This window comes from Pectobacterium jejuense (assembly GCF_026800125.1).
In the GTDB taxonomy this organism is placed as follows: Bacteria; Pseudomonadota; Gammaproteobacteria; order Enterobacterales; family Enterobacteriaceae; genus Pectobacterium; species Pectobacterium jejuense.
In genome coordinates this window covers 570,429-582,841 of record NZ_JAPQKX010000002.1, presented here as the reverse complement: position 1 = coordinate 582,841, position 12,413 = coordinate 570,429, and the positions used below count along the sequence as shown (strand labels likewise).

13 protein-coding genes are annotated in these 12,413 nt (G+C 54.2%); 12 read left to right on the top strand and 1 reads right to left on the bottom strand.

All coding sequences use genetic code 11. From position 1 onward, the window contains the following. The first annotated feature begins 46 nt into the window (after window positions 1-46). The 7 genes from fabF (at window position 47) to ptsG (ending at window position 7,470) form a co-directional block, all read left to right on the top strand. Entirely contained in the window at window positions 47-1,288 is a 1,242-nt protein-coding gene (fabF, locus tag NXT09_RS06110) for a beta-ketoacyl-ACP synthase II (protein WP_205554590.1), read from the top strand. A gap of 127 nt (window positions 1,289-1,415) precedes the next feature. Continuing rightward, window positions 1,416-2,213: an aminodeoxychorismate lyase gene (pabC, locus tag NXT09_RS06105; protein ID WP_268579150.1), complete on the top strand. Its 798-nt coding sequence runs from the start codon at window positions 1,416-1,418 to the stop codon at window positions 2,211-2,213. Window positions 2,214-2,227: 14 nt separating this feature from the next. Further along, window positions 2,228-3,247, top strand: a complete 1,020-nt coding sequence (gene mltG / locus NXT09_RS06100; protein ID WP_268579149.1) for an endolytic transglycosylase MltG — start codon at window positions 2,228-2,230, stop codon at window positions 3,245-3,247. Further along, window positions 3,237-3,896, top strand: coding sequence for a dTMP kinase (gene tmk / locus NXT09_RS06095; protein ID WP_110164028.1), 660 nt, complete (start codon window positions 3,237-3,239; stop codon window positions 3,894-3,896). The genes mltG and tmk overlap by 11 nt, the downstream gene beginning before the upstream one ends. Further along, entirely contained in the window at window positions 3,896-4,906 is a 1,011-nt protein-coding gene (gene holB, locus NXT09_RS06090) for a DNA polymerase III subunit delta' (RefSeq protein WP_268579148.1), read from the top strand. The genes tmk and holB overlap by 1 nt, the downstream gene beginning before the upstream one ends. A 19-nt stretch (window positions 4,907-4,925) precedes the next feature. Continuing rightward, a complete protein-coding gene (locus tag NXT09_RS06085) occupies window positions 4,926-5,723 on the top strand; it encodes a metal-dependent hydrolase (RefSeq protein ID WP_268579147.1) in 798 nt (265 codons plus the stop codon). A gap of 313 nt (window positions 5,724-6,036) precedes the next feature. After that, a complete protein-coding gene (gene ptsG / locus NXT09_RS06080; protein WP_268579146.1) occupies window positions 6,037-7,470 on the top strand; it encodes a PTS glucose transporter subunit IIBC in 1,434 nt (477 codons plus the stop codon). Between the two features lie 60 nt (window positions 7,471-7,530). Here ptsG and NXT09_RS06075 read toward each other — a convergent pair whose 3' ends face one another. Continuing rightward, complete coding sequence (locus NXT09_RS06075) at window positions 7,531-8,328, bottom strand: helix-turn-helix transcriptional regulator (RefSeq protein WP_268579145.1); 798 nt, start codon at window positions 8,326-8,328, stop codon at window positions 7,531-7,533. 122 nt (window positions 8,329-8,450) lie between these two features. Here NXT09_RS06075 and NXT09_RS06070 point away from each other — a divergent pair, with 122 nt between their 5' ends. The 5 genes from NXT09_RS06070 to thiK all read left to right on the top strand — a co-directional run bounded on the left by NXT09_RS06070 (window position 8,451) and on the right by thiK (window position 12,402). Then, window positions 8,451-9,905, top strand: a complete 1,455-nt coding sequence (locus NXT09_RS06070; protein ID WP_268579144.1) for an MFS transporter — start codon at window positions 8,451-8,453, stop codon at window positions 9,903-9,905. Between the two features lie 228 nt (window positions 9,906-10,133). Beyond that, window positions 10,134-10,484, top strand: coding sequence for a purine nucleoside phosphoramidase (gene hinT, locus NXT09_RS06065; protein WP_268579143.1), 351 nt, complete (start codon window positions 10,134-10,136; stop codon window positions 10,482-10,484). A gap of 69 nt (window positions 10,485-10,553) precedes the next feature. Beyond that, window positions 10,554-10,934: a YcfL family putative periplasmic lipoprotein gene (locus NXT09_RS06060; protein ID WP_014915833.1), complete on the top strand. Its 381-nt coding sequence runs from the start codon at window positions 10,554-10,556 to the stop codon at window positions 10,932-10,934. A gap of 21 nt (window positions 10,935-10,955) precedes the next feature. Next, complete coding sequence (lpoB, locus tag NXT09_RS06055; RefSeq protein ID WP_039532229.1) at window positions 10,956-11,537, top strand: penicillin-binding protein activator LpoB; 582 nt, start codon at window positions 10,956-10,958, stop codon at window positions 11,535-11,537. Continuing rightward, window positions 11,518-12,402 carry a thiamine kinase gene (gene thiK, locus NXT09_RS06050; RefSeq protein WP_268579142.1) on the top strand — a complete coding sequence of 295 codons (885 nt, stop codon included), beginning with the start codon at window positions 11,518-11,520 and terminating at the stop codon, window positions 12,400-12,402. The genes lpoB and thiK overlap by 20 nt, the downstream gene beginning before the upstream one ends. Window positions 12,403-12,413 lie beyond the last annotated feature (11 nt).

The window sequence follows — 12,413 nt, the reverse complement described above, 5'->3', positions numbered from 1 at the left end:
GTTTTTTTGTCCCGCAGTGTCTTTTTTCCCTCCCTGGAGGATAAGCGTGTCTAAGCGTCGAGTAGTTGTGACCGGACTGGGCATGTTATCTCCTGTCGGCAATACAGTTGAGTCTACCTGGAGTGCTCTTCTTGCCGGTCAGAGTGGTATCAGCCTGATCGACCATTTCGATACTAGTGCCTACGCAACGCGTTTTGCTGGCTTAGTAAAGGATTTTAATTCTGAGGAATTCATTTCGCGTAAAGAAGCTCGCAAAATGGATGCCTTTATTCAATACGGTGTTGCTGCTGGCGTTCAGGCTATGCAGGATTCCGGTTTGGAAGTAACGGAAGAGAACGCCCCGCGTATCGGTGCGGCGATTGGTTCCGGCATCGGCGGTCTGGGTCTTATTGAAGAGAACCATACTGCGCTGGTGAACGGTGGCCCGCGTAAAATCAGTCCGTTCTTCGTGCCGTCAACCATCGTCAATATGGTGGCTGGGCATCTTACTATTATGTACGGACTGCGTGGCCCAAGCATCTCTATCGCTACGGCCTGTACGTCTGGCGTGCACAATATTGGTCAGGCCGCTCGCATCATTGCTTACAACGATGCGGATGTGATGTTGGCCGGTGGTGCAGAAAAAGCCAGTACGCCATTGGGCGTCGGTGGATTCGGTGCCGCCCGTGCGTTGTCTACGCGCAATGACGATCCTCAGGCGGCAAGCCGTCCGTGGGATAAAGATCGTGATGGTTTTGTACTGGGTGACGGTGCTGGCCTCATGGTGCTGGAAGAGTATGAACACGCGAAAAAGCGCGGTGCGAAAATCTATGCAGAAATTGTTGGATTTGGCATGAGCAGCGACGCGTATCATATGACGTCTCCGCCGGAGAACGGTTCTGGTGCTGCGCTGGCGATGGAAAATGCGCTGCGTGACGCGGGCGTGTCAACGAGCCAGATCGGTTATATCAACGCGCATGGCACCTCTACGCCTGCGGGTGATAAAGCTGAAACACAGGCAGTGAAATCCGTATTTGGTGCAGACGCCAGCAATGTGCTGGTGAGCTCGACCAAATCCATGACGGGTCACTTGCTCGGTGCGGCAGGCGCGGTAGAGTCTATTTTCAGTATTCTTGCTCTGCGCGATCAGGCTGTTCCGCCAACGCTTAATCTGGACAATCCAGATGAAGGCTGCGATCTGGATTTCGTGCCGCATGAGGCGCGTCAGGTCAGCAACCTGGAATACGTACTCTGCAACTCTTTCGGCTTCGGTGGAACCAACGGTTCTCTGATCTTCCGTAAAGTTTGATTGCGATAGCGTTTTAAAAAAACCCGGTTTCCGGGTTTTTTTTTGCCTGCGTAAAATCAGACATGCCTGCTTGTCTGCAACGCCGCTTTGCTGGCAAGCTGACGACGATGAATGATGCGGAGCTTATATGCTGTGGATTAATGGTCAGTTACAGGAACAGCTTTCGGTACTCGATCGGGGTACACAGTATGGTGACGGCTGTTTTACGACAGCCAGAGTATGCGAGGGCGAGATTGTCTGGCTTGATCGACACGTCGCGCGTCTGCAACAGGCTGCTACGCGCTTATTATTTCCGACGCTTGATTGGGAAGGCCTGATCGCTGAAATGAAACAGGCAGCGCTGGGGCGAGCGGACGGCGTAGTGAAAGTGATGCTAACGCGGGGTGTCGGTGGGCGTGGCTATAGTGCCCAAGGCTGCGCGCAGCCAACCCGAGTCGTCATGCAGGTAAGCTATCCTGCGCACTACGCCGGCTGGCGTGAGCAGGGTATTAGCCTGAATCTCAGCCCGGTGGCGCTCGCTAAAAATCCGCTGCTGGCGGGAATAAAGCATCTGAATCGGCTCGAACAAGTGCTGATTCGCGCGCATCTTGACCAGACCTCAGCCGATGAGACCCTCGTGCTTGACACCTCTGGTGCGCTAGTGGAATGCTGTGCCGCGAATTTATTCTGGCGTAAAGGGCATCGGGTCTATACGCCGGATTTATCCGAGTCAGGCGTGGATGGCGTTGCTCGACAGCATATTATTGCCTTGCTGGCAGATTCTGATTTCGAGCTACAGATCGTCAGTGAACCCTTGACCGCACTGTCTGATACGGACGAAGTGCTGGTTTGTAATGCATTAATGCCGATCGTCCCTGTGAACCAGGCACACATTTGGCGTTATCACTCCCGAGAGCTTTATCAATTCCTAAGTCCTGACTGCTAGTAGATGGTTGATTTATGAAGAAAAAGAAAATTGGTTTGCTGATTATCACTGCCGCTGTCCTGATATTACTGGTCGCGTGGCAGAAAATGCAGCGTTTTGCTGATTCTCCATTGGCTATCGAAAAGGAAACTATCTTTACGCTTCCGGCTGGTACGGGAAGAGAAGGGCTGGAAACGCTGCTTCTCGATCAGAAAATTATCACTGATGACACATTTTTTCCGTGGCTGCTGCGTTTTGAACCTGAATTGGCAAAATTCAAAGCGGGTACGTATCGCTTTACTTCGGGCATGACCGTGCGCGAGATGTTGGCGCTGCTGTCCAGCGGAAAAGAAGCGCAATTTTCCATCCGCTTTGTCGAAGGTTCACGTTTGAAAGAGTGGCTGGTCACGCTGCAACAAGCACCTTATATCAAGCACTCACTGGCCGATAAAACCGAACAGGACGTTGCCACCCAGTTGGAAATCAAAGATAAGACGAACCCGGAAGGCTGGTTTTATCCTGATACGTATTCATACACGGCAGGTACGAGTGATGTCGCCCTGTTGCAGCGTGCGCATCAGCGCATGAAAAAAACGGTGGATGAGGTCTGGAAAGGGCGCGAAGAAGGATTACCGTATAAGACACCGGACGAGTTGCTGACGATGGCGTCCATCATTGAAAAAGAAACGGCGATCAATGAAGAACGTACTCAGGTCGCCTCCGTTTTTGTCAATCGCTTACGGCTTGGTATGCGCTTGCAGACTGACCCTACCGTGATTTATGGCATGGGTGATGACTATAAAGGCGTGATAACCCGTAAAGCATTAGACACGCCGACGCCTTACAATACGTATGTCATCTCCGGCTTGCCGCCGACGCCAATCGCGATGCCGGGGAAAGCTTCATTGGATGCGGCTGCGCACCCAGCCAAAACGTCATACCTGTATTTTGTGGCGGATGGAAAAGGCGGACACAGTTTTACCACTAACCTTGCAGACCATAATCGTGCTGTGAGGGTATACCGCTCAGCGTTAAAGGAACGGGATGAACAGTAAATTTATCGTCATTGAAGGATTGGAAGGCGCGGGGAAGACCACCGCACGTAATATCGTCGTGGAAACGCTGCGGTCACATGGTGTGAAAGACGTGGTGTTCACGCGAGAGCCAGGTGGTACGCCGCTGGCGGAGAAGCTGCGTGAGCTTATCAAGCAAGGCATAGCCGATGAGAAGGTCACCGACAAAGCAGAAGTCCTGATGTTATACGCGGCCAGAGTTCAGTTGGTGGATAACGTCATCAAACCGGCGCTGGCGAATGGAAACTGGGTCATTGGCGATCGCCACGATCTCTCTTCACAGGCTTATCAGGGCGGTGGACGCGGAATCGATCAGCAACTGCTGCGCTCACTGCGCGATACCGTATTGGGCGATTTTCGGCCTGACCTGACGCTCTATCTTGATTTGCCGCCAGCGATTGGCTTACAACGCGCGCGCCAGCGCGGCGAGCTGGATCGGATTGAGCAGGAGTCGCTGGCTTTCTTTGATCGCACCCGTTCCCGCTATCAGGAACTGGCGGCGGAGGATGACAGCATCCTGACGATCGATGCCTCACAGTCTATTGATGCCGTGAGTGCGGATATTCAGGCGACGTTACAGCAATGGTTGCAGCAACAAGGGTTGCAGCCTGTTGCACAGGGGCAGGGCTGATGGAGTGGTATCCGTGGCTGAATGCATCCTATCGGCAGCTTATTGGCCAATATCAGGCGGGCAGGGGGCATCATGCGGTGTTGCTGCATGCGCTGCCGGGTATGGGCGATGAGTCGCTGATTTATGCGCTGAGCCGGTGGCTGATCTGCCAGCGGCCTGATGGGATGAAAAGCTGCGGCCAGTGTCACTCTTGTAACCTGATGACCGCAGGAACGCATCCAGACTGGCATGTGCTGAGCCCAGAGAAAGGCAAGCAAAGCCTGGGCGTCGACCCAGTGCGTGACGTCGTGGAAAAAGTGTATCAACACTCCCGACAAGGCGGAGCAAAAGTGATCTGGCTGGCTGCCGCTGAGCAACTGACCGAGGCTGCCGCCAATGCACTGCTGAAAACGCTGGAAGAGCCGCCGCAGAATACCTTCTTTTTATTTGGCTGCCGTGAACCAGCCCGGCTGTTGGCTACGTTGCGCAGCCGTTGTTTGTATCACTATCTGGATGTCCCACATGAGACGCAGAGCGTGCTGTGGCTGAATGCTCGCCATCGCCATGACAGCAAGGCATTGCGCACGGCATTGAGATTGCAATCGGGCGCGCCGCTAGCTGCCGAGGCGTTATTGCAGCCAGAGCGTTGGAAGCAGCGTAGCGCGTTATGTCAGGCGTTTTCTGCCGCGCTGACTTCGCGAGATCAGCTCTCATTGATATCACAGCTAAATCATGACGATGCTGATGTTCGTATTCACTGGCTGGCTGCGCTACTGCTGGATGCCATGAAATGGCAGCAGGGGGCAAGCGAGCATTGGGTGAATCAGGATCAGATTGAATTGGTTGAGCGTCTGGCGCGCGAACCTTCCGCACATTTGCAGTATGAGCTGCAACAGTGGCTGGCTTGTCGGCAAAAATTGCTGACCGTCACGGGTGTGAACCGTGAACTGCTGCTGACGGAACGCCTGCTTGATGGAGAGCGCACGCTTGCTTCATCGGTTAAGCGCGATAGCCATCTTTTTTCTGTTTAATTACTATCGAGTAAATATCATGTTGTTAGTGGATTCCCACTGTCATCTTGACGGTTTGGATTATGAGTCATTGCATAAAGATGTCTCCGATGTGCTGGATAAAGCGAAAAGCCGTGATGTCGGTTTCCTTCTGGCGGTGGCGACAACGCTGCCCGGCTATCGTGCCATGGTGGAGTTAATCGGCGAGCGCGATAACGTGGCCTTTTCCTGCGGCGTTCATCCGCTCAATCAGGAAGCCCCTTATGATTATGCCGAGCTGCGTGAGTTAGCCAGCGCAAGCCGCGTGGTAGCCATGGGGGAAACGGGCCTGGACTATTTCTATCAGCAAGAGACGAAAGCCCAGCAGCAAGAATCGTTTCGTGAACATATTCGTATTGGCAATGACCTGAACAAGCCGGTTATCGTGCATACGCGTGCCGCCCGTGAAGATACGCTGGCCATTCTACGTGAGGAACAGGCGGAGAAATGCAGCGGTGTGCTGCACTGCTTTACGGAAGATTTGGCGACGGCAAAAGCGCTGCTAGATATGGGATTCTATATCTCGTTTTCTGGGATCGTCACGTTCCGCAATGCAGAGGAACTGCGTGACGTCGCGCGTTACGTGCCGCTGGATTGGATGCTGATTGAGACGGATTCCCCTTGGCTCGCGCCGGTTCCGTTCCGGGGGCAGGAAAACCAGCCCGCGTATGTACGCGATGTAGCAGAATATCTCGCTGTACTGAAAGGCACATCGTTGGAAAACCTCGCTGCCGCCACGACAGAAAACTTCTCCCGCCTGTTTCACATCGATCCGGCTCGGTTGACCGCTGCGCAATAGTGACTGAGAATAGCCGAGTTTTTTTTATCCGTGTAATTAATAGCGCTTCATAATCCCCTTGATTAGGTTTTTCCTCTTCAGGGGGACGTGTTTTTTAGCGATATATCACAGAAAAGTGCAATATCTGTTCGATCTCAGCCTGTTGCCTTGTGGAAACGTGATAGCAATCAAACATTGTGAACGCTATTTATTTTACTCTGCGTAAAAATTAAAGGGGGCTAAGACACCCCAACTCGCAAAGGCCATCCTCCCCGCCTTTGCTTATATGAAGTATCAGAAGTAAAAGCACTATTACTCAGGAGCACACTCAATTATGTTCAAGAATGCATTCGCAAACCTGCAAAAAGTAGGTAAGTCGCTAATGCTGCCCGTATCCGTACTCCCTATCGCAGGTATCCTGCTGGGTGTCGGTTCGGCCAATTTTAGCTGGTTGCCTGAAATTGTCTCCAGCGTCATGGCACAGGCCGGTGACTCGGTGTTTGCCAACATGCCGTTGATTTTTGCTATTGGTGTTGCCCTGGGCTTCACTAATAACGACGGTGTTTCCGCACTGGCGGCGGTGGTGGCTTATGGCATCATGGTCAAAACCATGGCTGCGATTGCGCCGCTGGTTCTTAATCTACCGGCTGCCGAGATTACTGCGAAGCATCTGGCGGATACCGGTGTTCTGGGCGGGATCATTGCCGGTGCGATTGCCGCGTATATGTTTAACCGTTTCTACCGCATTCAGCTGCCTGAGTATCTGGGCTTCTTTGCCGGTAAACGTTTTGTGCCGATTATTTCCGGCCTGACGGCGATCGTTACCGGTGCGGTGCTGTCTTTCATCTGGCCACCGGTCGGTAGCGCTATCCAAACGTTTTCACATTGGGCAGCAAATGAGAACCCGATGCTGGCATTCGGTATCTATGGGGTCGTTGAACGTTCTCTGGTACCGTTTGGCCTGCACCATATCTGGAACGTACCTTTCCAAATGCAGGTTGGTGAGTTCACCAATGCGGCGGGTCAGGTTTTCCACGGTGATATCCCTCGTTACATTGCAGGTGACCCGACTGCGGGTAAACTGTCCGGCGGTTTCCTGTTTAAAATGTACGGCTTGCCAGCTGCGGCTATTGCTATCTGGCATTCAGCGAAACCAGAAAACCGCACGAAAGTAGGCGGCATCATGATCTCTGCGGCGCTGACCTCGTTCCTGACGGGCATCACTGAGCCAATTGAGTTCTCCTTCATGTTTGTCGCGCCGATCCTGTATGTGATCCATGCGATTCTGGCAGGTCTGGCGTTCCCAATCTGTATCCTGTTGGGCATGCGTGATGGCACAAGCTTCTCTCACGGTCTGATCGACTTCGTGGTACTGAGCGGCAACGGTAGCAACCTGTGGCTGTTCCCGATTGTGGGTCTGTGCTATGCGCTGATTTACTACACCATCTTCCGCGTTCTGATTGCCAAACTGAATCTGAAAACGCCGGGCCGTGAAGATAGTGCATCTGAGCAAAGCTCACAGGACAGCACTGAAATGGCTGCGGCACTGGTTAGCGCGTTTGGTGGTAAAGAAAACATCACTAACCTGGATGCGTGCATCACCCGTCTGCGTGTTAGCGTAGGCGATGTGGCTAAAGTTGATCAGGCTGGCCTGAAAAAACTGGGCGCAGCAGGTGTGGTTGTGGCAGGTTCCGGTGTTCAGGCCATTTTCGGTACAAAATCCGATAACCTGAAAACCGACATGGACGACTACATCCGTAACCACTGATGTGTTGTTGGGGAGTGGTAAAAAGGGGCGAAAGCCCCTTTTTTTATGGTCAGAACCGCCTTAGTCCTCTTCCTGAGACTGCCGAGCGTAAACCACCAGACGCAGATGGCGATCTTCATCGATGGTTAGCGAGGTATGGTCGAAAGCTTCAGCCTTGCCGTCGATCATCAGTTGCCGCACGCCGCTGCACGGGGCGTGTACCTCATGCTGCCGCCACCACGTTTTAAAATCTGGCGATACCTGCTCCAGCTCGTCCACCAGTTCATGAATGTCAGCCTCCTGAGTCGCGCGTGCGAAATCGCGGCGAAAACTCGACAGCATCTGTGGAGCCTGTTGCTCCCAGTCGATGAATCGCTCATGCAGTAACGGGTCGGTGAACAAGAGCCAGAGCAGATTACGTCTTTCGGAAGAATGGGCGTCGAAGTTGAAAAGCTGATTCGCCGGTTCATTGAAGGTCAGCACGTCCCAACGCAGGTTGAGGATATAGGCCGGATGCGGAGCCAGATCGTGCATCAGACGCCGTACCAGCGGCGGCACCACACACCATGTCTTACCCGGTTCGGCAGGCGGTCGCTCATGCGCCAGTAGGAACAGATGGCGACGTTCGGCGGCATCGAGTTTGAGCACCCGTGCCAGACTGTCCAGAAATGCCGCCGACACACCGATATCACGTCCCTGTTCGAGCCAGGTGTACCACGTCAGGCCAACGCCAGCCAATGCCGCCACTTCTTCGCGTCTCAACCCCGGCGTGCGCCGTCTTCCTCCGCTAGGCAAGCCCACGTCGGCGGGTGACACCCGTTCACGGCGCGCGCGCAAAAACGCAGCCAGATCATGGCGAGTTCTTTCCAATGTTCGCATCGTTTACCGCATTGCTTTTAGTAATAGCATAAGTGGTTAAATTGTAATTGTTTAAAAAGGATTTGAGAATGGCGGCGTCATCATTTTCGATACGCAACTTCTCGATAGGCAAGGATATACAGATGAACTCAAATTATCGCGCGTCGGCATTGCCTACGCCAGCCGTCAACAGTCCGCCGTGGCTTGGCCTCTCTGTGCTGCTGATGGCCGGTTTTGTCACGATCTTCGACCTGTTCGTGGTCAATGTCGCGATTCCCAGCATGCAGGCCGATCTGGGCGCTAGCTTCGCGCAAATCGGTTTCATCGTAGCGGGTTATGAACTGGCTTTCGGCGTACTGCTGATCACGGGCGGGCGGTTGGGGGATGTATTTGGTCGACGTCGCCTGTTTGTAGTGGGAATGGCCGGATTTACGCTTGCCTCTGCGCTGTGTGGTTTAGCGCCCAGTGCGGGGTTTCTGATCGGTGCTCGCATCTTGCAGGGACTTGCGGCCGCTTTACTGTTTCCACAGGTTTATGCCTCTATCCGCGTCAATTTCGACGGTGACGATAGCCGCCGTGCCTTCGGTCTGTTGGGCATGACGCTAGGGCTCGCCGCTATCGCGGGTCAGATACTAGGGGGATGGCTGGTGCATGCCAATCTGTTTGGGCTGGGCTGGCGCAGTATCTTTCTTATCAATGTACCCATCGGCCTGCTGGCTATCGCGGCTGCACGATTTATTCCTGAGTCCCGGACGCCGCAGCGCCCTTCGCTAGATTGGGCGGGTGTGGCGTTGGTCAGCGTTGGGCTGACGCTGCTGTTGGTGCCGCTGATTGAAGGGCCGGGGGAAGGTTGGCCAGCATGGAGTCTGTGGATGTTGGCCACAGCAACGCTCTTGTTAGCGATTTTTTACCGCCAGCAGGAACGTCGACAGCGAGCGGGGTATCTTCCGCTGGTGGATATGCGTCTGCTCGTACAGCGCCGCTTCATGCTGGGCGTGTTGCTGGTGCTGCTGGTGTATTCCACATCCAGCTCATTTTTCCTGTGTTTTGCTTTGCTGGTACAAACAGGACTGGGGCTTGATCCTTTCCTTGCAGGAAGTATTTTCGCGCCGTGCAGCGTGGGGTTCGTTCTGGCATCGCTGGTGGCTCCGCGTTTGGTTGCTCGCTGGGGCACGGCTGCTATCGTCGCGGGGGCGCTGGTTTATGCTATCTCGATCGGCCTGTTGATTATGCAGGTACAGATAGCGGGTGCGGGTCTGGTGGCCGTTCGGCTGATCCCTGTGTTGGTGGTCGTCGGTGCGGGTCAGGGCTTCATCATGACGCCACTGTTGAATCTGGTACTGGGCTTTGTGGATGAGGTTCAGGCGGGTATGGCATCGGGCGTGATCTCGACGGTTCAGCAGGTTGGTGCGGCGCTGGGTGTGGCCGTGGTGGGTATCCTGTTTGGTACTGCACTGGCGACAGGCGATGACGCAGTTGCACAAGCGGGTCAATACGTTTCAGCCTTTGTGGCGGGAATGCTCTACAACCTGGTCGCGGCGCTGTTGGTCTGCGTCCTGTTGCTGATGCTGGTGAGAACGCAACGGTTGTTTAGTTGATAGGAAGGCGCACTCACGAATTTTCGATGGATGATGCGAAATCCTTACCGCAGGGGCGATAGCGTCGCTGTTTTCGGGCGAAAGCTGGCGTATTTCTGGTTTTTACTGGGAGTCGTATTTTGACCACCCGCACCAGAAATAGACGAAGAAGGTTGAAAGAAATGGAATATGTCACTCATACTGCCTACATAACGTCGTTCAACGCCAGCTTTAACAAGGAAATCAATCATGGCTGAAGAAACCATCTTTAGTAAAATTATCCGCCGGGAAATTCCTGCCGATATCGTGTATAAGGATGAACTGGTCACCGCCTTCCGTGACATCGCGCCTCGCACGCCAACCCATATTCTGATCATCCCGAACGTCTTGATCCCTACCGTTAACGACACTGCCCCCGAGCACGAAGCGGCGCTGGGACGTATGGTGACGGTCGCGGGTAAAATTGCGCAGCAGGAAGGGATTGCAGAAGACGGCTATCGCTTGATCATTAACTGCAACCGACACGGCGGGCAGGAGGTTTATCATATCCACATGCATCTGCTGGGTGGCCGCGCATTAGGGCCTTTGCTGGCGAACTAGATCTTATAGAACCAGGTTCGACAGTCATGGGTAGACTGTCGTGCGAGAAAACCATCATGCGAGAACATCATGCGTAACCCGATGCTTTTTCTGTCCGCGTGTTTGATGGCTGGGCTGCTGGCGGGCTGTAGCGCGCCAAAGGTGCTGACCATCAATGAACGGCAAACTCTGGTACTAGATGCACCAGTGCTATCGGCCGGTATTACCGCGGGGAACCCGTCGCTGGATTCAGAAAATGGCCGGCTGCGCGCGTCTTCCGCCGTCAGCAATGACGCTTCACACGCGGTGACCGTGCATTACCGTTTCTATTGGTATGACGAAAACGGGCTGGATGTGCTGCCTTTTGAAGAGGTGCAGTCCATTGAAATCCCGCCACAGACGGAAATGACGGTTTTTTCCACGCGCAGCAGTCCCAATGCGCGTCAGGTTCGTCTTCATCTGTTTTTGTAATGGTGTGCAGAGAGAGAAAATATGAAAAAGTATCTAGGGGTGATGCTGGCGGCATTGGTACTGACTGGGTGCCCCAGCCGTCCGCCGGAACCGACCGAACCGCCTGCGACGATTGAACCCGTTGAGCCTCAAGTGCCGACTACGCCAACGCCGCCGCCGGGTGAATCTGTACCGCAACCGCCAAAAATCCAGACGTTGAACTGGGAAGCCAGCATTAATCCGCTGGTGGCGCAGATGCTGAAAGCCGATGGCGTCACGCCGGGCAGTATCCTGCTGGTGGATAGCGTGAAAAACAACACCAACGGCTCACTGCCGATCGCGAAAGCGACAGGGGCGTTGTACAGCGCGCTATCTTCCGGTAAAGCGTTTACGCTGGTGCCGCGTGAGCAGTTGGCCGCCGCGAAACAAACGCTGGGTCTGTCGGTTGATGACAGCTTAGGATCGCGCAGCAAGGCGATTGGTCTGGCACGTTATGTCAGCGCGCAGTATGTGCTGTACAGCGACGTCAGTGGTGATGTGAAATCGCCGCAGCTCGACATGCAACTGATGCTGGTGCAGACCGGTGAAATTGTGTGGTCAGGCAATGGCGCCGTTCAGCATTAAGCAGGCAGGTATCCAGCAGCAGCTGACTGCGACGATCCAGAAACATTTCCCGGCTGTGGAGATGGAGGATATTCGCTTTGAGCTGGTTGGTGGGCTGAGTAGTAAAAGCTGGCGGATCCGTGGGCCTGACATCGAATGGCTTGCGCGTCGGCAGTCGCCAACCGAGCGGAAAATGGGCGTTGATCGCCAGCGCGAATTCGCCTTGCTGCGGCAGATGTCGGCGATAGGTCTCGCGCCACGGCCGCTGCTGTGGCGTGACGACTGGCTGATTGTCGAGTGGGTGCCCGGGCGCATTGCCACATCTGATGAGTTCCTGATGATGTTGGCTAATGGCGAAGTGGCACGAATACTGTCTCAGCTTCATCGCCAGCCGCGTAGCGGTCATCCTCTCGATCTCAAAGTGCTCTTCGCGCAGCACTGGCAGTTGATGGATCCGCGCCGCCGTTCGCCCGCGTTATTGCGTGCACACCATTATTTTCAGCGTGCAGCGCTACCCACGCCTTTGGCGCTAGCGCCTCTCCACCTTGATGTGCATGCTGAAAACCTGCTGATTACTCCACAAGAAACGATGCTGATTGATTGGGAATATGCCTCTGATGGTGATATTGCCTTTGAACTGGCGTTCATTGTGCGAGCCAGCCAGATGGAAAACCTGGCGCAAACGCATTTTCTACAGAGCTACCAGCGACATCGGCGAGGGTTTTCCGTGAGCCGCCTCCAGCAACAGATGATGCAGTGGTTCCCCTGGGTCGATTATCTGGTATTGATGTGGTTTGAAGTTCGCTGGCAGCAAACGAAGAACCCCGAATTTTTAGCGGAAATTCCCGCGCTATATCATCGGTTACAGTTGGGCCATCGGCTATAGCCAGGCTGACG